This window comes from Kribbella pittospori, from assembly GCF_004331465.1.
In the GTDB taxonomy this organism is placed as follows: domain Bacteria; phylum Actinomycetota; class Actinomycetes; order Propionibacteriales; family Kribbellaceae; genus Kribbella; species Kribbella pittospori.
The window spans coordinates 1,127,849-1,149,962 of sequence record NZ_SJKB01000001.1 but is presented as its reverse complement, the minus strand read 5'-3'; the positions used below and the strand labels follow the sequence as shown (position 1 = coordinate 1,149,962).

Sequence of the window (22,114 nt, the reverse complement as noted above, 5' to 3'; positions counted from 1 at the left end):
GGTGGGGTTGACGAGGTGCGTGCCCAGAGCGTGCTGATGCTGAACTGGCGGGACACGACGAACCCTGAGGGCGGAGGCTCTGAGCGTTATGTGGAGGAGGTGGCAAGAGGCCTTGCCGCATTGGGCTGGTCGGTGACGGTGCTGTGCGCGGCGTACCCCGGCAGCCCGCGTGAGGCGCGTCGCCACGAGGTGCGGTACCTGTACCGCGGTACGAAGGTCAGCGTGTATCTGCGCGGCCTCCTGCACACTTGGCTGCATCGCCCGGATCGTGTGGTGGACGTGCAGAACGGACTGCCATTCTTTACCCGCCTCGTACGTCGTACTGGCGTTGTCGTGCTCGTGCATCACGTGCACCAGGAGCAGTGGCAGGTGGTGTACCCGGGCTGGCGCGGCCGGCTCGGGTGGTGGCTGGAATCGCGCGTGGCCCCACAGCTGTACGACGACTGCCGGTACGTGACCGTGTCGTCGGCCTCACGCGACGAGCTCGCCGGACTGGGCGTCGCCGACATCACCGTGATCCACAACGGCACCGATCCGGCGCCACCACGGCAGCGACCGCAGGCCGCCGTACCGACAGTGGTCTGCGTCGGCCGCATCGTTCCGCACAAGCAGCTCGAGCACGCGGTCGACGCGATCGCCGAAGCACGCAAGGTACTGCCGGACGCGCGCCTGGTCGTCGTCGGCTCGGGCTGGTGGGAAGACTCACTGCGCGAGTACGTCGAGCAGCGCGGTCTGCAGGCGGCGGTCGACTTCACCGGCCACGTGAGCGAGGACGACAAGCACGCGGCGTACGACGAGGCTTGGGTGCTGGCACTGCCGAGCCTCAAGGAGGGCTGGGGTCTGGTCGTCGGTGAGGCCGCGGGTCACGGCGTACCGACGGTGGCCTATCGGAGCGCGGGCGGTCCGACGGAGTCCGTGCACGACGGAGTCACCGGCGTCCTGGTGGACACCCCGGACGAGTTCAGGACGGCGATCACCGTGCTGCTGCAGGACACCGAGCTTCGGCGCCGGTTGTCGGACGGTGCGGTCGCAGGTGCGGACAACTTCACCTGGTGCGCGGCCGCACTGTCCTTCGACCGGCTGCTGTCTACTTCGAGCCGTAGCCGACGCCCGGAAGATCCCCCGGCGTCTGCCCGGCCGGCGGCGGCGCCGGGTCCTCCTGCACCGACTGCACGACCCCGACAACCGTGGTGGTAGCAACCGCCAGCCCGGCGAGTACGGCGAGTGCCGCACCGATCAGTGTTCCCATGAACTGTGTCCCCTCCCGGTCAAGTGAACCGAAGAGTAACAACGCCGGACCACCGAGACCAGAGCAGCGATCAAGGTCATTGCGGCGGCCGCCCAAGCAGCCAGTACGACGATGGTCCGCCAGAGCGCATGGGGTCGCGGAGCAGGCGTGCCGGCGAGTCGGTACACCGTCACGGTCGGACCGGAGAACTCCTCGGTGAGACCAGGCATGAGGCTGGGTGGAGTCGGTCCGCCCGCCTCCCGATCGACCACCAACCAACCGACGCCTTGCCGCAGCAGGGCGGGCGTCGGATCGGTCTTGTCCCGCACGGCCGACCGGATCGCGGTTGCCACCTCGCGCGCGCTCGGATCCTCACCGGCCAATCGGTGACCCCCGACGATCAACTCGTCGGGAACGACCGAGGGCTGGACGAAGTACCGCGGCATGGGATCGAGCAACGGGCGCCGTCCGTTCCAGGACGGTGCCCGGTAAGACTCGAACGGCCACGGGACGAACCGTCCCGCGACGGCCTGCTGTGCCTGCTCCCAATCGGCCGGGTATTGCGCAACCTTCAGTCCCCCGCCACCAGAAAGGGCCGGCAGTGCGGCGATCGGCAGCAGCATCGCGGTGAGGCCGACGACCCGGTACAGGCGGACGTGCTCGAGAGCCACGGCCAGCGCGACACCGAAGCCGATGGACTCGAGCAGGGCGAGCGGTCCGAGATAGCGCTGGCCGTCACGGAACAGACCGGCGCCGGGGACGTGAGCGACAACCTGAGCAAAGGCTCCAGATGCGACCACGCCGGCCAGACCGAGAAGCAGTGTGATCACCGCAGCCACGACCAGAGCCCCCGCCACCGGATCCTGGCGCCACCGCAGGACGACACCGATCACGGAGACGACCAGCATGACGAACGCGAAGATGATCGGCAGCAGATCGCCCCGGTTGCCCGGCACAACATCGGCGTTCCAGATGCCACCCAACGTGAGCAGAGTGGGCAGCACTCCCCCGTAGCCCTCGTTGCGGGCCGCGAAGGAGGTGACCGAATCCGGATCGGTGGTCGCGTTGCCGGTGTGCGCGAGGCCTGCCATCAGCCACGGCGCGTTCAGCAGGACCGCTGCGCCCAACGGCCACAGCGATTTCACCCGTGGTCGCCACAGCAGGAGCAAGCCGCCCACGAGCAGTCCGGTGATTCCACCCGACGCGGTGAGCGCACAGCCGGCAGATGCGAGCACGAAGCCCGGCCATCCCGCTCCCCTGCGCAGTCGCAGCGCGGATCGGACCAGCCACGGCAGAGCGGCGTACCCGAGGAGGAGCGCCCAGGCGCCGAGGCGGAGTCGTTCGGCGACGAACGGGTTCCACATGTAGAGGGTGGCGGCCGCGGCACCGGTTAGTGCGCCACCCAGCCGGAGCTCACGCCAGAGCGCGGTCAGACCGAGTCCGGACAGTAGCGGGATGGCTACCAGCACGACCTTGTTGAGCAACTGACCGCCGGTGAACTCGTCCAGTACGGCGACCAGCACGTCCGACGGCACCGCTCGCGGCATGGCCGTTGTGACACCGAACAGGTCAAGCCGTACCGTGAGGTCCGGCACGAACACCATGTCGTAGCCGACCACATAGCCCGGAGCCAGCAGCGGAGCAGTGATCAACAGGGTGAGCAGGACAGGCCACAACCAGGGCAGGACGCGCAGTGCACGTTCTGACATGACCACCTCCCCACCCAGTGCTTGCGACCTGAGGCAGTAGAGCATGAGTTCAGACACCACTCCGGAGCAAGAGCCAATGGCACCTCGGTTGGCATTCCTGCGCGGTGCCACTGTCGTTGCCGTCGGCATGGCCATCATGAACGTGGCCGCCTACGGTTTCACGATCCTCGGCTCCCGCCGGCTCACGCCGGAGGAATTCGGCGCCATCACCGCTCTGCTCGGGCTGCTGCTGATCGGCAACGTCGCCTCACTCGGCCTGCAGGCGACCGGCGCCCGGATGATGGCCACCCACACCGGTGACAGCACGGCGTCCCTGGCCGACGCGCTGGTCAAGGCGGGCCGCCGCGGGGCGCTCGGGCTGACTGCGGTGCTGCTCGTGGCCACGCCACTGTTCATGTGGCTGCTGCACATCGACTCTGTCCTCCCGGTCCTGCTTCTCGCGCCGACACTCGGCTGTCTCACGCTGATGGGCTCGGAGCTCGGCGTACTGCAGGGCAGCAAACGTTGGACCGAACTGGCAGCCGTCTATACCGCGGTCGGCGTCGGTCGCCTGGTGCTGGGTGGCGGTGCGCTGCTGATCCACCCATCGCTCGACTCGGCGATGATCGGTCTGGCCCTGGGCGCCGTCGTACCGACTCTGCTGGGTGCCTTCCTGCTGCGTGGATCGTCCGGTGCGACCGCCGAGCACATCAAGGAGGTACTGCGGGAGACGGTCCACGGCACGCACACGCTGCTGGCGTTCTTCGTCATCGCGAACGCGGATGTGCTGCTGGCCCGGTCGCTTCTCGACGGCACGGACAGCGGGTACTACGCGGCCGGTGTGATCGTGGCGAAGGCGTGCTTGTTCCTGCCGCAGTTCGTCATCGTGGTCGTGTTCCCGACACTGGCCAGCTCGCCGGGCGACACCGTGCGGCTGCGCCGTGCGATCCAGGCCGTTGCCGGGCTCGGGGTCTGCACGGTGATCGGCACTCTGCTGCTGCCGGACCTGGTAGTGGCGATCATCGGCGGCGAGGAGAAGTACGCGCCGCTCGGCCCGTACACCTGGCTGTTCGCGATCTCCGGCTCCGCATACGCCGTACTGCAACTCGTTGTCTATGCTGCGATCGCACAGCAGGAGAAGCGCGCCGCGCTGCTGATCTGGGTCGGTCTCGTCGTCCTCGTGATCGCCGCCGGAATCGTGCTCGGAACCGACATGGCAACCGGACTCAACGGAGTGAAGGTCCTCGTCGCGATGACCAGCACCTGTGCCTTGCTGCTGTCGGCCGGCCTGGCGGCAGGACTCCATCGCCAGGCCTCCGCCGCAACCTGAGCAGGACCCTGTCCGCCCCTTCGGTAGGTTTCTGGACATGACCACTCCCAAGTTCATCCTCGAGCTGCGCGAGAAGATCGGGCACGACCTGCTGTGGCTCACCGGCATCACCGGTGTCGTGCTCGACGACGCCGATCAGGTCCTGCTGGTACGCCGGGCCGACACCGGACGGTGGAGTCTGGTCGCGGGCATCCTCGAACCGGGTGAACAGCCCGCCGTCGGCCTGCTCCGCGAGATCGAGGAAGAGACCGCCGTCGAGGCAGCGATCGACCGTCTGGTCAGCATCGAGTCACTGCCGCCGTCTGGCTATCCGAACGGCGACCAGGTCCAGTTCCTCGACCTCTGCTTCCGCTGCCGGCCGCTCCGTGGCGAGGCTCGGGTGAACGACGACGAGTCGCTCGAGGTCCGTTGGTGGCCCCTGGACGATCTGCCGCCGCTGGCACGCCGCGAACTGACCATGATCCAGCACGCCCTCTCCCCCGACCCGATGCCGATCTTCACGACCGATCGGGCTACCGGCGAAGCGCCAACTGGAGGTCGCGCAGCCACCGCTCGCTGATCGTGGGCTCCTGTGTCAACCGGTCGGCCAGCTGGCGCCGTACCGCCGGCGTGCGCCCCGCCGCGACCACCCGCACCGCTTGCGCCAGCGCGAACCGGGTGTCCTGGTCGCGCCGTGGGCTCGCGACGTCAGGGTCCGACCAGCGTGTGCGGCGGAAGGACGCCGCCGTCTTGTGCTGGTAGTCGCCGAAGTACGACCACAGGCGGCCGTCGAGCGACACGTTCCGGATCGCCGAGGCCGGCAACTCCGCGGCGAACGCGGCGTGCTGCTGCCAGCGCCAGGTGTTCGGGCTCGTCTTGGTCCGGGCGGTGATCCCGACGAACCGCAACTGGCGTCGGATCACGTCCCATTGCGCTCGGTCGTCATCGATCCACCGGCGCAGTACGGCGTACAGGTTCCCGAACGTGGAGCCTGCGTAGACGAGGTCGACGAAGACGGTCGGGCGTCCGCGCATCAGGTCGGCGGGCGCGAGGCCGTCAGCCGTCAGGTTGGTCCGCAACTGGCGAATCTCGTCCGGCGTGAAGTCGCGGCCGTCGCCCCCGAACATCGACAGCGGCAGCGAGTGCAGGCGGGTGCTCCAGTCCGTATCGGCCAGTGCACCGCTGAGCAGGTCGAAGAGGCTGTCGACCGAGCGGCCGACGAAGTACAGCTCACCATCCGCGCACTGAGCGAGCACGCGGGCCGCGCACTCGATCAGGTCGTCGAGGAAGAACAGGCGCGGCTCCCCGACGTCGTCCAGCAGTGAGCCGAGCTGATCCGGCCGGACCAGATCCCAGCGGAACGGCCGGTTCGGCTCGACCACCTCCTAGTGGGCCGCTTCGTGCCAGGTGCGGCCGATGCCTACGGAGACGTCGAGGGGGACGGTCATGTCGACGGCGTGGCCCATGTCGCGGCGGACCAGTTCCTCGAGGGGCTCGCGTTCGCCGGGTGCGATCTCGAAGACGAGTTCGTCGTGCACCTGCAGCAGCATCCGCGACTTCAGGCCGGACTCGCGCAGCGACGCGTCGACCTTCAGCATCGCCATCTTGATCACGTCCGCGGCCGAGCCCTGGATCGGCGCGTTCAGCGCCATCCGCTCGGCCATCTCCCGGCGCTGCCGGTTGTCGCTGGTCAGATCGGGCAGGTAGCGCCGGCGGCCCAGGATCGTCTCGGTGTAGCCGCTCTTGCCGGCGTCCAGCACGATGCTGCGCAGGTAGTCGCGGACGCCGCCGAAGCGCTCGAAGTACTCGTCCATCAGGCCCCGCGCCTCGTCCACGCCGATCTTCAGCTGCTGGCTCAGCCCGTACGCCGACAGGCCGTAGGCGAGACCGTAGTTCATCGCCTTGATCTTGGCCCGCTGCTCCTGCGTCACCTCTGCGGTGTCGACCGAGAACACCCGCGACGCCGTCACCGAGTGGAAGTCCATCCCCGAGTTGAACGCCGAGATCAGGCCCTCGTCCTCCGACACGTGCGCCATGATCCGCATCTCGATCTGGCTGTAGTCGGCCGACATCAGCGACTCGTGGCCCTCACCGACGATGAAGGCCTGCCGGATCCGGCGGCCCTCCTCGGTCCGGATCGGGATGTTCTGCAGGTTCGGGTCGGTCGAGCTGAGCCGCCCGGTGGCCGCGATGGTCTGGTTGAACGTGGTGTGGATCCGCGCGTCCTTCGGGCTGATCGTCTTCAGCAGCCCCTCGACCGTCTGCCGGAGCCGGGTCGCGTCCCGGTGCGCCAGCAGGTACGCCAGGAACGGGTGCTCGGTCTTCTCGAACAGCGCCTGCAGCGAGTCCGCGTCGGTGGTGTAGCCGGTCTTGGTCCGCTTGGTCTTCGGCATCTGCAGCTCGTCGAACAGCACCACCTGCAGCTGCTTCGGCGAGCCGAGGTTGATCTCCTTGCCGATCACCTCGTACGCCGCCGTCGCGGCCTCCCGCACGCCGGTGGCGAACCGCGCCTCCAGCTCCTCCAAGTACGGCCGGTCGACCGCGATGCCGTCGCGCTCCATGCTCGCGATCACATCGATCAGCGGCAGCTCGACGTCCGCGAGCAGCGCCGTACCGGCTTGCTTCTCCAGCTCGGCATCGAGCGTGTCGGCCAGGTCGGCGATCGCGCGCGCCCGCAGCATCGTGTGATCCGCGGCCGGGCCGCCCTCGATGTCGTCGAAGCTGAGCTGGCCGTTGTCGGCCTCCTCGTTGCGCAGCTCGCGCTTGAGGTACCGAACGGTCAGGTCGGCCAGGTCGTACGACCGCTGGTCGGGACGGACCAGGTACGCACTGAGCTGCGTGTCCGAACTCAGTCCGGCCAGCGTCCAGCCGCGCTCCAGGAAGCCGAGCAGCGGACCGTTCGTGTCGTGCAGCGCCTTCGGCTGCTTCGGGTCGGCGAGCCAGGCCTGCCAGGCGGCCTGGTCGTCCGGGGTCAGCGCGGCCGGGTCGAACCAGGCGGCCGCACCGGCCGTGGTCGCCAGCGCCAGGCCGGTGATCTCACCGGTGCCGCGACCCCAGCTGCCCTGCACCGCGACGCCGACCCGCTCGCCGGTGTTGACGTTCTCCTTCAGCCACGGGGCCACCTCGCCCGGCTTCAGCTGCACACCCTCCAGCTCGAAGCCGTGGTCGACGGTCGCGTCGACCTCCTCGTGCTCGGCGACCAGCCGCTCGCGCAGCACCCGGAACTCCAGGCTGTCGAACAGCGTGTGCACCTTCTCCCGGTCCCACGGCACCCGGGCCAGGTCGTCCACCGTGACGTCGAGCGTCAGGTCCCGGACCAGCTCGTTGATCTGCCGGTTCCGGATCACGCCGGCCAGGTGCTCACGCAGCGACTCCCCGGCCTTGCCCTTGATCTCGTTCACCCGGTCGACCACGTCGTTCAGCGAGCCGAACTGGTTCAGCCACTTGGCCGCTGTCTTCGGGCCGACGCCGGGCACGCCCGGCAGGTTGTCGCTCTGCTCCCCCACCAGCGCGGCCAGATCCGGATACAGCTGCGGGGTGACGCCGTACTTCTCCTCGACCGCGGCCGGGTCCATCCGGGCGATCTCGGACACGCCGCGCTTCGGGTACAGCACCGTGACGTCGTCGCTGACCAGCTGGAACGCGTCCCGGTCGCCGCTGCTGATCAGCACTTCGAAGCCCTGCTCGGAGGCCTGGGTGGCGAGCGTGGCGATCACGTCGTCGGCCTCCCAGCCGTCGATCTCCGTGGTCGGGATCCGCAGCGCCTCCAGCACCTCCTTGACCAGCGACACCTGTCCCTTGAACTCGTCCGGCGACTTCGACCGGCCGGCCTTGTACTCCGCGTACTGCTCGGAGCGGAAGGTCTTGCGGGACACGTCGAAGGCCACACAGATGTGGGTGGGCTGCTCGTCGCGGAGCATGTTGATCAGCATCGAGGTGAATCCGTACACCGCGTTGGTGTGCTGCCCGGTGGTGGTGGAGAAGTTCTCCACCGGGAGCGCGTAGAACGCCCGGTACGCCAGCGAGTGCCCGTCCAGCAGCAGGATCCGCGGCCGGCCGGTGCCTGGCTGCGCGGGGTCCTTGGTCATCGTCGAGGTGTTGGTTTCTGGAGCCACGTACCGACTCTAGTGGTTCCCACGGACAGTTCTCACACACCCGCGCTGCTGCCGTAGTCTGCCCCTGTGACTGATCACATGGACCTCGGCCCGGGCATGGGCATGGAGGGCACGCTCCTGCAGCTGATGGGAATCGTTGTCACCGAAGCCTCCCCGGAGCGGGTCGTCGCGACGATGCCGGTCAAGGGCAACACGCAGCCGTACGGGCTGCTCCACGGCGGCGCGTCCTGCGTGCTCGCCGAGAGCCTGGGCTCGATCGGCTCGGCCCTGCACGCGGCGACGTACGACAAGGTCGCGGTCGGCGTGGACATCAACGCCACCCACCACCGCGCGGTCCGCGAGGGCACCGTCACGGGCGTCGCCACCCCGATCTACCTCGGCCGCACGACCACGTCGTACGAGGTCGTGATCACCGACGACCGGGACAAGCGGGTCTGCACCGCGCGGCTCACGTGCCAGCTGATTCAGGCTCCGCCGGGTAAGTGACCTCGGCCGGTACGTCGACGTGCGCCACGTCGGCGGGCAGCGGACGGCCGAGCTGAGCACGGCGGGCGATCACGGACCGTCGCGACGACAGCAGGGCCAGCAGGTTCGGCGCGTGCTCGGCCGCGAGCCGGCGGCGCACCGTGTGCGTGGTCGCATAACGCAGTACGCCGGCCTGGGCCAGCCCGAGCCTGGCGAGGAACCTGTTCGCCTCGCGGGCGATCGGGGGCGCGACCGCAGCGACGTGTGCGCAGTTCTCGTGCTCGGCCCATGAGGTCGCCTCGGCGATCAGAGCCTTGCCCAGTCCGTGCCGCCGGGCCTCGTCACTGACATGCAGGTACTCGACCGTCACCGTGAGGTCGTCGTGCAGTGGGCTGATCGCAGTCCGGCGCAGATACGCCATACCGTGGACGGCGCCGTCGAGCTCACCGACGAGGAGCCGGCCGAACGGATCGTCCAGATGCTTGCTGACAGCAACCTCGACCGCGGCCGGCGAGGGCGCCGCGGGCAGCCGGGACGGGTGACCGGCCACGGTGGCCAGCTCGCGCCACAGCGCGACCAAGGCGGCGGCATCACCGCGTTGGGCGTCCCTCACCTCGATGGCTGATGCCACAGCGACCTCCTGCTTCGGTCCACCCCCGAGGTGAACGGGACGGCGGATACGCTCGTCCCCGCGCAACAGTAGGCCCTTGCGGGTCACTTGCAAAGCTGCGCCGCGAGGTGATCGGAGACCAGGTTTGTTCATCGGAATCGGCACTGCTGTGAACGTCGCGACGGTCCTCGTCGGGTCGGTACTCGGCGTGCTCGTGGGCCACCGGCTCAGTCACCGAACCAGGGATCTGGTCACCGACGCGCTCGGTCTGGTCACGCTGCTGATCGCGATCAGCTCCGCACTCACGGTGGGCGACTCGGTCCTCAGCGACGCGGTCGGCGACAGCGCACCGATCCTGATCGTGCTGGGCGCGATGCTGATCGGCGGGATCACCGGGTCGCTGCTCCGGATCGAGCTACGACTGGAGGAATTCGGGGCGTGGCTGCAGCACCGATTCCGCCGCGCCGACAGCGAGAGCACGTTCGTCGAGGGGTTCGTGACGGCCTCGATGGTGTTCTGTGTGGGGCCGCTGACGTTCCTGGGCTCGCTGTCCGACGGACTCGGCCGGGGTGCGGATCAGCTGTTCCTGAAGGCGGTGCTGGACGGATTCGCGTCGATCGCGTTCGCCGCTTCCCTCGGTTGGGGTGTGATGGCGTCGGCGCTCGTCGTCCTGGTGGTGCAGGGGTCGATGACCGCGGTCGGCGCCGTACTGGGCGACGTACTCCCCGACGCGCATGTGACCGCGCTCGGTGCGACCGGTGGCGTGATGCTGATCGGCGTGGCGCTGCGGTTGCTGAAGATCAAGCAGATCGCGGTCGCCGACCTGCTGCCCGCGCTGATCGTCGCTCCCTTGCTGGTGCAACTGCTGGTCGTCATTCGTCGCTGAACCCCCTGGCGTGGCACCAGGGGGTTCAGCCGACGAGCGTCAGTCCTCGCCGAGGTAGGCCTTGCGCACCTCGTCGTTGACCAGCAGGTCGCGGCCGGTGCCGGACAGGACGATCTGGCCGACCTCCAGTACGTAGCCGAAGTCCGCGCGCTTCAGCGCGGCCTGGGCGTTCTGCTCGACCAGCAGGATCGTCGTACCCTGCGACTGCAGCTCCGACACCGTGGACATGATCCGCTTCATCATGATCGGCGACAGACCCATCGAGGGCTCGTCCAGCATCAGCAGCTTCGGCCGGCTCATCATCGCCCGGCCCATCGCCAGCATCTGCTGCTCACCACCGGAGAACGTCCCGGCCGGCTGCTTGCGCCGCTCCCCCAGGATCGGGAACAGGTCGTACGCCGCGTCCAGGTCGGTGCGTACTCCCGCCGGGTCCTTGCGGGCGAACGCCCCGAGCAGCAGGTTCTCCTCCACCGACAGCCGCGGGAAGATCCGCCGCCCTTCCGGCGAGTGGGCCAGACCGCGGGCGACGATGTCGTGCGCCGCCACGTGGTCGATCCGCTCGCCCTGGAAGAGGATCTCGCCCGACACCGGCCGGAGCAGGCCGGAGATCGTCCGCAGCGTGGTGGTCTTGCCGGCGCCGTTGGTGCCGATCAGCGACACCACCTGCCCCTGCTCCACGCTGAAGCTGATCTTCTTCACCGCGACGATCTTGCCGTAGGCAACTTCCAGGTCGCGGACCTCGAGCATCGCGCTCATGGGCGGTCCTCCTCATCGGCGACGGTGCTGTCCTGGACGGCGGCCGCCTCGTCCTCGTCGTCCTGCTCGCCGGTGCCGATGTAGGCCTCGATCACCCGCGGGTCGGACTGCACCTCGTGCGGCGTGCCCTCGATCAGCGCCTCGCCGCGGACCAGGCAGAGCACCCGGTCGCAGAGGTTGAAGATGAACCGCATGTCGTGCTCGATCACCACGACCGACAGGCCCGAGTCCCGGATCTTGAAGATCAGGTCACTGGCCTGCCGGGTCTCCAGCGGGTTCATACCGGCCGTCGGCTCGTCCAGCAGGATGAGCTTCGGGTCGGTGGCCAGCGCTCGCGCGATCTCGAGCCGGCGCTGGTCGCCGTACGGCATGTTCCTGGCCAGGTGCTCGGTCGACTTGCCGAGGCCGACGAAGTCGAGGAGTTCCTGGGCCCGCGCCGTGGTGGCCGCCTCCTCGCGGCGGAACTTCGGCCCGCGCAGGACCGAGGTGAGCGCGCCCGAGCTGGTCCGGCAGTACCGGCCGACCATCACGTTCTCCAGCGCGGTCATGTTCGCGAACAACCGGATGTTCTGGAACGTCCGCGCCATCCCGGCCTTGACGACCGCCCGCGGCTTGGGTGGCAGCGGGGTGAGCTCGGCCAGCGCCTCCACCTGGACGGCCTCCGGGTCCTCGGCCTGACTCCTGGTCGCCTTCGGCGGCTTCCGCGGCGCTCCGGCGAACCGGACCTGACCGCTGGTCGGCTTGTAGAGGCCGGTCAGGCAGTTGAAGAACGTCGTCTTGCCGGCACCGTTCGGGCCGATCAGACCGACGATCTCGCCTTCGCGAACCGTCAGGTCGACATTGTTGACCGCCAGCAGACCACCGAACCGCATGGTCACGCCGGAAGCCTCCAGCACCGCGGCGCCGGCGCTCCGGGCCGGAGCCCGGCTCGTTTCGGTGACGGTCATTTCGCCTCCTCGACCAGCAGGTGCTCCTCGTCGACATCGACGGCCAGCTGCTCGTCCTCTTCATGGAACTCCAACTGGCGGCGTCTGTTCGCGACCAGACCCTCCGGGCGGAACCGCATCATCAGCACCAGCAGCAGGCCGAACAGCAGCAGCCGGTACTCCGAGAAGAACCGCAGCTTCTCCGGCAGCAGCTTCAGGATCGTTGCTCCCAGCAACACGCCGGCGATGGTGCCCATACCGCCGAGCACGATCGCGGCGAGCAGGAACGCCGACTCCAGGAAGATGTACTGGTCCGGGCTGACCGCCCCGTCCTGATGGGCCTTGATGGTGCCGGCCAGACCGGCCAGGAATGCACCGACCGCGAACGCGAGCAGCTTCAGCCCGAACGTGTTCACGCCCATCGCCTCGGCCGCCTTCTCGTCCTCCCGGATCGCCACCCAGCCACGGCCGATCCGGCTGTTGTTCAGCCGGGAGAAGACCAGGATGACGAACGCGGTCAGGACCAGCAGCAGGAAGTAGTAGTTCGAGAACCGGCCGAGCTCGATCCCGGCAACCGTGTGTACGTCGCCGAAGTTGAACCCGCCGATCTCCAGGTCCGGGATGCCCGGAACGCCGTTCGGTCCGTTGGTCAGGTTCGGGCCGTTGTTGCCGTCCAGGTTGAACATCGAGAACCGGAAGATCTCACCGAAGCCGAGCGTCACGATGGCCAGGTAGTCACCCGAGACCCGCAGCGTCGGCGTACCGATGATCAGACCCAGGGTCGCCGCGACACCGGCGCCGATCAGCATCACGACCAGGAACGGCGGCTTCCACCCGATGGTGGCGAACGCCGAGGTCGACATGGTGGCGGCCACGTAGGCGCCGGACCCGAGGAACGCGATGTACCCGAGGTCCAGCAGGCCGGCCAGACCGACCACGATGTTCAGGCCCATCGCGGTCGCCGCGAAGACCAGCACCTGGGTGGCGATCGACATGTTCGCGTCCGAACCACCCTGGGTGAACGGGAACAGGAAGGCCACCAGGAACGCCGACAGCGTGAGCACCTTGCGGTTGCGCTGCGCGACGTGGCCGACCCAGGTCAGTGCCCCGGTCCGGAACAGCACGGCCGCGACGGCCGCGATGAAGACCAGGCAGAGGATGAACGACCAGGCGTCCTCCAGGCCGAGCGCGTACGCCGCGACGAACAGCACCGAGGCCATCAGGACCGCGATCGAGAGGATCTCGAACCAGGCCGGCAGCCTCGCCTCACTCATGTCCCGCAAGTGCCGCAACGGCATCATCCAGGCGCTGGCCAGGATCAGCGCGGCACCGGCGAGCGAGATGTAGCCGCCGGGGTTCACGTTGATCAGGCCGTCGGAGTCGGCCGAGATCGCGACCAGGACCAGCAGCATGTACAGGGTGAGCGTGAAGCCCAGTGCCCGCAGGCCGGCGGTGACGTCGAGCCACGCGCCCAGCTTGGTCAGCGGACCCTTCTCCGCCAGCAGCAGGACCAGCGCGAGCACCGCGAGGATGATCGCCAGGATCTGCAGACCACCCGGGTAGAAGTTGATCGACAGGTCGCCGAGGATCTGGCCGTCGTAGCTCCAGGACAGGAAGGAGCCGACGATGACCAGGGCCACCCCCGCCAGGCCCAACGGCCAGGCGAGCGGCTTGGCGTGCGGTTCGACCGCGGTCTCCGGCTCCGCCGGAGGCGTCTTCAGATCGGTCATGCCCGGTCCACCACCCTCGCGCCGAGCAGGCCCTGCGGCCTGAACACCAGAACCAGAATCAGGATGACGAAGGCCCACACGTCCTTCCAGGTACTCCCGCCGAACTGACCCGGGATGTACTGGGTCGCCATCGCCTCGACGACACCGAGCACCAGACCACCGACGACGGCGCCGTAGATGTTGCCGATACCACCGAGGACGGCGGCGGTGAACGCCTTCAGACCGGCCAGGAAGCCCATCCGGAACTCGATGTTGTTGTTCTGCAGGCCCTGCGAGACACCCGCGATGGCCGCGAGTACGGCGCCCAGCGCGAACGCGACCACGATGATCCGGTCCACGTTGATACCCATCAGCCGGGCGGTGTCCGGGTCCTGCGACACGGCCTGCATACCCCGGCCGAGCCGGGTCCGGTTGATGAAGAACCACAGCAGCACGGCGCAGAGCGCGAGGGCGGCCATGGTGAAGATCGCCGACCGCTGGATCGTCACGCCGCCGATCTCGATCGCCGTACCGGTGACCACATCGATCTGCGGGAACGGGATGCGCTGCTTCGCGCTCGGCCAGGTGATGCTGCTGATGAGCTTCTCGAAGAGCACCCAGCCCACGACCGCGGCGACGGCCGCAGTGGCCGCGGCCGCTGCGATCGGCTGAATGCCGATCGCGGTGCGTGCGTTCCGCCGGGTCGCAAGACCGGCCAGCCAGCCGATCGCCGTACCGACGGCGGTGCCGACGATGACGACGCCCACTGCCAGCAGGACGCTCACGTCGCTGTCGACCAGCCGGACAACCACCCAGGTCCCGACGGCGCCGATCACGGCGCCGATCAGCGGGGCACGGTCGTACCACTTGCTGACCTGGTGGTTCAGGTCCGCCTTCGACACGAGCGCGCCGACGTAGTACCCGATGCCCACTGCCAGGCCGGCGAAGGCGAACAGGGTCCAGCCCGGGCGTTCGTAGAACAGCCGGACGAACTCCTGCAGGAAGACGGAGATGCCGATCGCGGTGATCAGTGGTGCGAGTCGTGGCGCGTTCCGCAGGGGACGGTACGCGACACGTTCCATCGCCACGGCCGTGCCGACCGAAGCGATCATCGCGCCGATGATCATGATCGGCAGGATCCAGACGCTGGTATCGCCGTCGAAGAACAACAAGTACGTGGTCAGTGCGCCGAACGCACCGATCATGAAGACCTCGCCGTGGGCGAAGTTGATCAGCTGCACGATGCCGTAGACGACGGTGTACCCGACTGCGATCAGGGCGTACAGCGACCCGAGTGTCAGCCCGTTCACGAGCTGCTGGAAGAACTGGTCCACGTCGACCTCCCATCTGCCTCAGTTATGACATGCCACGGGGGTGGGAGGATCGCTCCCACCCCCGAGGCATCAGGTCGACTCTCGAAAACTACTTGGCCTCGAAGTCCTTGGTCTCCACGGTCGCCCACTTGCCGGAGGCAACCTTGTAGACGGTCAGCACCTTGGAGGTGGTGTCACCGTACTGGTCGAAGGCGACCTTGCCGGTCACGCCGTCGAACGAAACCTTGCTCATGGCATCGACGGTGGCCTGCCGGGCGGACTCGACGTCCTTGGCGTCCTTCAGCGAGGTCTTCAGCGCGTTGATGATCGCGTTGGCCGCGTCGTAGGAGTAACCGCCGTACGCCGCGTACGGCTCCTTGAAGCCGGCCGCGTTGTAGTCGGAGACGAACTTCTTCGCCGAGTCCAGCGCGTCGACCGGGGCGCCGACCGAGGTGGCCAGGTCGTTGTCGCTGGTCTTACCGGCCAGGGTGATGTACTTCGGGTCGTAGATGCCGTCGCCGCCCATCAGCGGGACGTTCAGACCGGCGGCCTTCATCTGCTGCGAGAGCGGACCGGCCTGCGGGTACTCACCACCGTAGTAGACCGCCTGCGGAGCCGACGGCTTCACCGCGGAGATCACGGCCTGGTAGTTCGAGTCGTCCGGGTTGATGGTCTGGGCCGCGACGATCTGCCCACCCAGCTTCTTGAACTCCTCGGTGAAGGTGCCGACCAGGCCCTGGCCGTACGCCTTCTTGTCGTGGATGGTGGCGACCTTGGTGATCTTCGCGGTCTCGTACAGGTACCGCGCCGCGAACGGACCCTGGACCGCGTCCGTCGTGCAGGTGCGGAAGTACGTCGGGTACGGCCGCTTCGGGTCGGTCTGCCAGTTCGCGCCCTGGGTCAGGCCCGGGCCGGTGTTGGCCGGGGAGACCTGGACGATGTTCTTCGGCGCGAGAACCGGCTGGACCTGCTGGCTGACGCTGGTGTTCAGCGTGCCGACCACACCGATCACGTCGGCGTCACCGGCGAGCGCGGTGGCCGCGTTCTTGCCCGGGTCCGGCTTGGCCTCGTCGTCCTTGGCGTCGACCTCGAGCTTCCAGCCCGGGATCGCGTTGCTGTCGTTGGCCTGCTTCACGGCCAGCTCGACGGAGTGCTGGATACCCAGACCCAGGGCCGACAAGTCTCCCGACAGAGGCGCGATCACGCCGATCTTGGCAGTCTTCGTCGCGCCGCCGGAGTCCCCCCCGGAGTCGTCGCCACTGCGTGAACCGCAGGCAGTCAGGGCCAACGACGCAACGATCAGCGACGCGCCGACCCGTACTACGGAACGCTGGTGCACTGTTCCTCCCATGTCTGGATAGTCCGGCAAACCCCGGACTCCCGCGTTTGCCGCGAGCACCCGCAGGTTAGACCTCCGGTGGCTCTCGACGCGATGTCACGGAACGTGTGTTGTGAGGTCGTTACAGCGGTAAGCAGCGTGAGTCAAGGTGAGTGCTGTACGTGCGCTGGACCTCGTACGCGGAGAGTGAGTCAGTCACTACCGCCAGCCTCGTCAACAACCAACTCGGCAACCTGTCGCATGGAAACTCTTTTGTCCATGGCGGTTTTCTGGATCCAGCGGAACGAGTCCGGCTCCGACAACCCGAACTTCGTCTGCAGGATCGACTTGGCCCGGTCGACCAGCTTGCGGGTCTCCAACCGCTCGGCCAGGTCGGCGACCTCACGCTCCAGCTCGGCCAGTTCGACGTACCGGGAGGCGGCGATCTCGATCGCGGGCAGCAGGTCGGCCTTGGAGAACGGTTTCACCAGGTACGCCATCGCGCCGGCGTCGCGGGCCCGCTCGACCAGCTCGCGCTGCGAGAACGCCGTCAGCATCAGCACCGGGGCGATCCGCTCGCCGGCGATCTTCTCCGCCGCGCTCAGCCCGTCCAGCTTCGGCATCTTGACGTCCAGGATGACCAGGTCGGGCCGATGCTCCGTCGCCAGCCGGATCGCTTCCTCCCCGTCCCCCGCCTGCCCGACGACGTCGTACCCCTCCTCCGCCAGCATCTCGGCCAGATCCATCCGAATCAAAGCCTCATCCTCAGCGATCACCACACGCTTAGCAGTCACCTGCCCACCTTATCGGCAGCACTTTCACGACTTCGGACCGACGAAGGTGTCGAGGACGGCAACCGCTTCCATCCGGCTGATCGCGATCGTGTTCGGTCGCGGCTGCCGCCAGGCGATCCCGAGCAGATCCAGCGCGTCCGTGAGGATCTTCCGGATGTCGTCGGACTCGTTCGAGAACTGGTAGCGCAGGTAGTAGTACCGTCTCCCGTCAGCCTTGCTCGCCCAGTTGACGAACCGGCACCCGTCGGAGTGAAACAGTCCGCGCAACAACTGTTCGGGGTACTTGGCAACAATCTCCCGCTGCCACTGCGCGAGCTCGATCTTCCGCAGATGCTTTCGCCCGGGCCGTGTTGCGGGAACAGGCACGGCCAGTGCTTCCACCGAGCCTCGATCCGAACCATGCCGGCCCCACTCCGCAGACACGGACTCGCCGTCACCTTGACCAGCCGGATCGGTGCCGCGATCTCCTGGTTCAAGTGCGGATACTTCGCGTCGTTCGCGATCTGCAGACAGAAGACCCCACGTCGTGCCTTGGCGATGTGGCCGTCACCGAGATACCACCCCAGCAACAATGCGTACGCCGCCTCCTCCAGCGCGGCCCCGTCACACCGCGGGCACGGCGTGCCTTGGAAGCCCGTGCCTCGCGGCAGCCCTCGCCGCTGGTACTGCCGCCGCCACCGCCGGATCGTCTTGATGGCAACGCCGTGCACCTCGGCGTTGACCCGGTCAGTGATCCCCTGGTCCGACATCCGTAAGGCGGAGTCGACCGTGTCCTGCGACCGCACGTTGGGCATGCTTCATTCTCGGGCCCACCACCGACAGGTTGGCCGAGTCACTTGGTTGCTCGCCCGGGCGCTTGGATACGCTAAGATCGACCAGCCAAGCCCTGGTATTCCAATTGGCAGAGAAAGCGGATTCAAAACCCGCACAGTGTGGGTTCGAGTCCCACCCAGGGCACTCACGCTCTACTCAAGATCTGTCGGTGGCGCCTGCCAATCTCGGACCATGTACGACGAGCAGGTACGTGCTACCGCACGGGCGGCGATGGCTGTTGGTGGGGCGAGTCTCAACGCGATCAGCCAGCAACTCGGGATCAGTCGAGCTACTCTCCGCGACTGGCGGGATCGCCCGGATCGCGCACGACCCTCGAGTGCGTGTCCGCGGTGCACCGACGGGCAGTTGCCGGTGGAGGCGTACACGCATCTGCTGGGCCTGTACCTCGGCGACGGATGTCTGTCACGACATCGCCGAGACGTCTACGCCCTCCGGATCGCGTGCGACGACTCCTATCCTCGATTGATCGACGAAGCCGAGGAGTCAGTCCGTGCGGTTCACCCGAGCCGTCCGGTGCACCGGGTGCAGGCAGTCGGCTACACATCCGTTGTCTCCTACTGGAAGCACTGGCCCTGCCTGTTCCCGCAGCACGGCAGCGGCCCGAAGCACCTCCGGTCCATTGCACTCCAGGGATGGCAGCGCGAGATTGTTGCCGAGTGCCCCGAGCCGTTCCTGCGCGGATTGTTCGACTCTGACGGTTGTCGGGTGGCGAACTGGGCCACGCGGACCGTCGGCGGCCGGACGAAGCGGTACACCTACCCCCGCTACATGTTCTCCAACGAGTCCGGCGACATCATGCGGTTGTGCCAGGAGGCGCTCACGTTGCTGGACGTCCCTTGGCGGATGCCGCGGCGAAATGCGCTGTCCGTTGCGCGGCGGGAGGCTGTTGCCAGGCTGGACGAATTCATCGGGCCGAAGTCCTGAGACATGCTTGAGGCGGACGGCCAGGTGATCCTCCGCCTCAGCTGTTCGGGTGACTACCGCTCGGGGTTTCGGTAGGCGGGGGCTATGCCTTCTATGGCGTCGCCCATGCGGTGGACTCGGAGGGCGTTGGTGGAGCCGGGGATGCTGGGTGGGGAGCCGGCGACGATGACTACCAGGTCGCCCTTCTTGAGTTTGCCCAGTTCGAGGAGTCGCTGGTCGACCTGGCGGACCATTTCGTCGGTGTGGTCGACGGTGGGGACGATGTGCGTCTCGATACCCCAGACGACGCTCAGCCAGGAGCTGACCGACGGGACCGGCGTGAAGGCGAGCAGCGGGACCTCGGTGCGGTAGCGAGCCAGCCGGAGTGCGGTGTCGCCGGACTGGGTGAAGGCGATCAGGTACTTCGCCTCCAGCCGCTCGGCCACGTCCGCCGCGGCCTTGGCGATCACGCCGCCCTTGGTCCGCGGCTCCCACTCGATCGCCTGCACCCGGCCGAGTCCGTGCTCCTCCGTGGACTCGACGATCCGCGCCATCGTCTTCACGGTCTCGATCGGGAACCGGCCGACGCTGGTCTCACCGGACAGCATCACCGCGTCGGCACCGTCGAGTACGGCGTTCGCGACGTCGGACGCCTCGGCCCGGGTCGGCCGCGGCGCGGAGATCATCGACTCCAGCATCTGGGTCGCGACGATGACCGGCTTCGCGTTCAGCCGGGCCTGGTCGATGATCAGCTTCTGCACCAGCGGGACCTCCTCGAGCGGGAGTTCCACGCCGAGGTCGCCGCGGGCCACCATGAACCCGTCGAAGGCGTCGATGATCTCGTCCAGGTTGGCGACCGCCTGCGGCTTCTCGATCTTGGCGACGACCGGGACCCGCAGGCCCTCCTCGTCCATGATCTTGTGCACCAACTGGATGTCGGACGCGTCCCGCACGAACGACAGCGCGATCATGTCGGCCGGCAGGTGCAGCGCCCAGCGCAGGTCCTCGGCGTCCTTCTCGGACATCGCCGGCACGCTGACCGCGACGCCCGGCAGGTTGATGCCCTTGTGGTTCGACACCGGTCCGCCGACGGTGACCCGGCAGACCACGTCGGTCTCGGTCACCTCTTCGGCGACCAGCGCGATCCGGCCGTCGTCGATGAGCAACTGGTCGCCCGGACTGACGTCACCCGGCAGACCGTCGTACGTCGTACCGCAGATGGTCGCGTCACCCGGTACCTCACGGGTGGTGATGGTGAAGCGCTCGCCGTAGGTCAAGGTGACCTTGCCCTCGGCGAACTCGGCCAGCCGGATCTTCGGGCCCTGCAGGTCGACCAGGATGCCGACGTTCTTCCCGGTCTCCGCGGCGGCGGTTCTGATCCGCTGATAGATGCGCTCATGCTCGGCATGGGCCCCATGGCTCAGGTTGAGCCTGGCGACATCCATACCGGCTTGGACGAGTTCAAGGATGCGCTCGGGGGCGGCAGTAGCCGGGCCGAGCGTACAAACGATCTTTGCGCGACGCACGTCACAAAACCCTACTCCTACAAGACCACTGGCCCGCTGGTCCGCCCCCCTTACCAGGCGGTCAACCCCTCGTGACAGTTCGGCCCGAGAGCCTGAATCGTCAAGAAGGCAAGGGGCTGTAGGCACCTACACCGACGTCGCCGTCGATCTGGGCGGTGACCGTCTGCAGACCGATCGGCTTGCCGTCGGCGTACGTGATCAGGGTGACCTCACCCGGCCGCCGCAGCGTGTACCCGAGGGCGAACGCATACGCCGCTCCCCCGGTCGTGCCATTCGTGTACGTCGTCACCGGCCGGCCGTCGACGACCTTGTGCTCAGGCCCGACCTGGCGATGCAGGTGGCCCGACACCAGCAGCGTCGCGCACCCCCTGGCGGCGGTATCGGCGAACGACGACGGATCGTGCACCACCATCGTGGAGATCCGCTTGTCGTCGGGCTGCTCGCAGGCGATGTCCGCGAGGCGCTCGGACTGCTCGGCGGTCGTCTCGTCGCCGGGGGTGTCCGCGGAACCGAGCCCGGTCTGCGTCGGGTCGCTGTCGCCGAGGAAACGGATGCCCTCGACCTCGACCGGTTTGCTGTCCAGCACGGTGAAGCCGTTCTTGCGCATCGAGTCCTCGATGTGTCCGCCGGCGTCGTGGTTGCCGGCCACGGCGACGACCTTCAGGTCCTTGAAGTGCTGGCGCAGCGAGTTGATGCTGAACACCTCCCAGGACTGTCCCGAGGACGTGTCGTCGCCCGCGTCGATCAGCAGCTTGGCGCCGGCCACCTTCCCCACCTCGGCCGCGAACCGGTCGATGCCGATGTTGTCGTGCCGGTCCGACACGAGCAGCGCGACCGTCTCCCCCTCGCTCGCCTGGTGGATCCGGCCGCCGACCCGGCTGACCCGCTCCTCCAGCCGGCCGTAGAACTCGGTGGACCGCTCGTAGGTCTCGACCGCGGTACGAATCACGCCCACTCCGCCGGTGGTGGAGAACCCGGCCGCGACCTCGACACCCTTCAGCCGCTCGTCCAGCGACAGCTCCGGCAGCAGCTTGGCCAGCGGCCGCCACTCGGTCGGAATCACGTCCGCGGTCCGCATCTGGCCCGGCCCGAAGATCGACGCGATCGTGATCAGCATCGCGACCAGTACGACGATCGCCCGGTGCTCGACCCGGCGTTCGTGCGAATGGACCAGCTCCCACAACTCGCGGCGGCGACGCCGGCCGAGCATGGTCCAGATGGTCGCGACCACGACGACGACCAGCAGGCCGGTCCCGGCGCCCGCGACCGCGTTGTCGACGGCCATCTGCTGGACGACCTGCTGGATCTTCGCGATCTCACCGTCGGGCTGGGAGGCGATCAGGGCGTCCCGGTTGAGCAGTTCGGTGAGGTTGTCGGCGTCGGTCTCCTGGATGTCGATGTTGATCCCGATGCCGGCAGGCGTGTCGGCCGGCAGCCGCAACCGCGGCAGGACGGCGCCGAGGTCGAGGGTGGCGTACCCGTCGAACGTGGGCGAGACAGTAGCCGCGTGCGCACCGATGGTGACGCGTTCGGAGTCGTTGACGAAGCCGAGCAGGCCGACGGTGACGGAGGTGACCAGGAAGAGCAGGGTGAGCGAGGCCCACGGCGCGATCGCGCGGAGCCGGGCTCTGGTCACCAGGCGGCTAGCCACGGATCCAACCTATTGGGCGGGTCAAGTCATCGCATCTCGAACCGGGTGGCTGTTGCCGGTCGTTCACCCAGGTGCGGGCTGCA

General features: G+C 67.9%; 19 protein-coding genes, 1 tRNA gene and 1 pseudogene. 7 read left to right on the top strand and 14 right to left on the bottom strand.

Going from position 1 to position 22,114, the window contains the following annotated elements; translation table 11 throughout:
• The first annotated feature begins 15 nt into the window (after window positions 1–15).
• Window positions 16–1,197 (top strand): glycosyltransferase family 4 protein, encoded by a 1,182-nt coding sequence (locus E0H73_RS05265; RefSeq protein ID WP_131351966.1) that lies wholly within the window; start codon window positions 16–18, stop codon window positions 1,195–1,197.
• Here the strand turns inward: E0H73_RS05265 and E0H73_RS47045 are convergent.
• Together E0H73_RS47045 and E0H73_RS05260 are read right to left on the bottom strand one after the other, a co-directional pair.
• Window positions 1,154–1,249: pseudogene (locus E0H73_RS47045) on the bottom strand (DUF2613 family protein); the annotation flags it as partial. The gene E0H73_RS05265 and the pseudogene E0H73_RS47045 sit on opposite strands and share 44 nt — an antisense overlap.
• Window positions 1,237–2,937: an MmpA family trehalose lipid delivery protein gene (locus E0H73_RS05260; protein ID WP_202867198.1), complete on the bottom strand. Its 1,701-nt coding sequence runs from the start codon at window positions 2,935–2,937 to the stop codon at window positions 1,237–1,239. The pseudogene E0H73_RS47045 and the gene E0H73_RS05260, both read right to left, overlap by 13 nt.
• Window positions 2,938–2,980: 43 nt before the next feature.
• Here E0H73_RS05260 and E0H73_RS05255 point away from each other — a divergent pair, with 43 nt between their 5' ends.
• Both E0H73_RS05255 and E0H73_RS05250 read left to right on the top strand, forming a co-directional pair.
• Window positions 2,981–4,246 carry an MATE family efflux transporter gene (locus E0H73_RS05255; RefSeq protein WP_131351963.1) on the top strand — a complete coding sequence of 422 codons (1,266 nt, stop codon included), beginning with the start codon at window positions 2,981–2,983 and terminating at the stop codon, window positions 4,244–4,246.
• Window positions 4,247–4,283: 37 nt separating this feature from the next.
• A complete protein-coding gene (locus E0H73_RS05250; RefSeq protein WP_131351960.1) occupies window positions 4,284–4,805 on the top strand; it encodes an NUDIX hydrolase in 522 nt (173 codons plus the stop codon).
• Here the strand turns inward: E0H73_RS05250 and E0H73_RS46505 are convergent.
• Entirely contained in the window at window positions 4,759–5,607 is an 849-nt protein-coding gene (locus E0H73_RS46505; protein ID WP_131351958.1) for a hypothetical protein, read from the bottom strand. The genes E0H73_RS05250 and E0H73_RS46505 overlap by 47 nt on opposite strands.
• A 3-nt stretch (window positions 5,608–5,610) precedes the next feature.
• Window positions 5,611–8,313: a DNA polymerase I gene (gene polA, locus E0H73_RS05240; RefSeq protein ID WP_131352546.1), complete on the bottom strand. Its 2,703-nt coding sequence runs from the start codon at window positions 8,311–8,313 to the stop codon at window positions 5,611–5,613.
• A 105-nt stretch (window positions 8,314–8,418) separates the two neighbouring features.
• Here polA and E0H73_RS05235 point away from each other — a divergent pair, with 105 nt between their 5' ends.
• A complete protein-coding gene (locus tag E0H73_RS05235) occupies window positions 8,419–8,826 on the top strand; it encodes a hotdog fold thioesterase (protein WP_131352545.1) in 408 nt (135 codons plus the stop codon).
• Here the strand turns inward: E0H73_RS05235 and E0H73_RS05230 are convergent.
• Window positions 8,789–9,436 carry a GNAT family N-acetyltransferase gene (locus tag E0H73_RS05230; RefSeq protein WP_131351956.1) on the bottom strand — a complete coding sequence of 216 codons (648 nt, stop codon included), beginning with the start codon at window positions 9,434–9,436 and terminating at the stop codon, window positions 8,789–8,791. The genes E0H73_RS05235 and E0H73_RS05230 overlap by 38 nt on opposite strands.
• Before the next feature lie 124 nt (window positions 9,437–9,560).
• On the opposite strand from E0H73_RS05230, the gene E0H73_RS05225 reads away from it, so the two are divergent.
• Window positions 9,561–10,301 (top strand): DUF554 domain-containing protein, encoded by a 741-nt coding sequence (locus E0H73_RS05225; protein WP_131351954.1) that lies wholly within the window; start codon window positions 9,561–9,563, stop codon window positions 10,299–10,301.
• Between the two features lie 39 nt (window positions 10,302–10,340).
• Here E0H73_RS05225 and E0H73_RS05220 read toward each other — a convergent pair whose 3' ends face one another.
• From E0H73_RS05220 to E0H73_RS47040, 7 genes are all read right to left on the bottom strand, one after another.
• Entirely contained in the window at window positions 10,341–11,057 is a 717-nt protein-coding gene (locus E0H73_RS05220) for an ABC transporter ATP-binding protein (RefSeq protein WP_131351952.1), read from the bottom strand.
• The gene (locus tag E0H73_RS05215) at window positions 11,054–12,004 is read right to left on the bottom strand and encodes an ABC transporter ATP-binding protein (protein ID WP_131351950.1); all 951 of its coding nucleotides are present in this window, start codon (window positions 12,002–12,004) and stop codon (window positions 11,054–11,056) included. The genes E0H73_RS05220 and E0H73_RS05215 overlap by 4 nt, the downstream gene beginning before the upstream one ends.
• Entirely contained in the window at window positions 12,001–13,713 is a 1,713-nt protein-coding gene (locus tag E0H73_RS05210; RefSeq protein ID WP_131351948.1) for a branched-chain amino acid ABC transporter permease, read from the bottom strand. The genes E0H73_RS05215 and E0H73_RS05210 overlap by 4 nt, the downstream gene beginning before the upstream one ends.
• Window positions 13,710–15,026, bottom strand: a complete 1,317-nt coding sequence (locus E0H73_RS05205) for a branched-chain amino acid ABC transporter permease (protein WP_238163812.1) — start codon at window positions 15,024–15,026, stop codon at window positions 13,710–13,712. The genes E0H73_RS05210 and E0H73_RS05205 overlap by 4 nt, the downstream gene beginning before the upstream one ends.
• Window positions 15,027–15,114: 88 nt before the next feature.
• Complete coding sequence (locus E0H73_RS05195) at window positions 15,115–16,356, bottom strand: branched-chain amino acid ABC transporter substrate-binding protein (protein WP_238163811.1); 1,242 nt, start codon at window positions 16,354–16,356, stop codon at window positions 15,115–15,117.
• A gap of 179 nt (window positions 16,357–16,535) precedes the next feature.
• On the bottom strand, window positions 16,536–17,117 hold the full coding sequence (locus tag E0H73_RS05190; protein WP_131351947.1) for an ANTAR domain-containing response regulator: 582 nt from the start codon (window positions 17,115–17,117) through the stop codon (window positions 16,536–16,538).
• Between the two features lie 24 nt (window positions 17,118–17,141).
• Entirely contained in the window at window positions 17,142–17,483 is a 342-nt protein-coding gene (locus E0H73_RS47040) for a hypothetical protein (RefSeq protein ID WP_238163858.1), read from the bottom strand.
• Between the two features lie 517 nt (window positions 17,484–18,000).
• Between E0H73_RS47040 and E0H73_RS05180 the strand changes: the two genes are divergently transcribed.
• Both E0H73_RS05180 and E0H73_RS05175 read left to right on the top strand, forming a co-directional pair.
• A tRNA-Leu gene (locus tag E0H73_RS05180) sits at window positions 18,001–18,074 on the top strand.
• 48 nt (window positions 18,075–18,122) lie between these two features.
• Window positions 18,123–18,875, top strand: a complete 753-nt coding sequence (locus E0H73_RS05175; RefSeq protein WP_131351946.1) for a transcriptional regulator — start codon at window positions 18,123–18,125, stop codon at window positions 18,873–18,875.
• A 53-nt stretch (window positions 18,876–18,928) separates the two neighbouring features.
• On the opposite strand, the gene pyk is transcribed toward E0H73_RS05175, so the two are convergent.
• On the bottom strand, window positions 18,929–20,380 hold the full coding sequence (pyk, locus tag E0H73_RS05170) for a pyruvate kinase (RefSeq protein WP_131351945.1): 1,452 nt from the start codon (window positions 20,378–20,380) through the stop codon (window positions 18,929–18,931).
• A gap of 100 nt (window positions 20,381–20,480) precedes the next feature.
• Window positions 20,481–22,031 (bottom strand): metallophosphoesterase family protein, encoded by a 1,551-nt coding sequence (locus tag E0H73_RS05165; RefSeq protein ID WP_238163810.1) that lies wholly within the window; start codon window positions 22,029–22,031, stop codon window positions 20,481–20,483.
• Window positions 22,032–22,114: the final 83 nt, after the last annotated feature.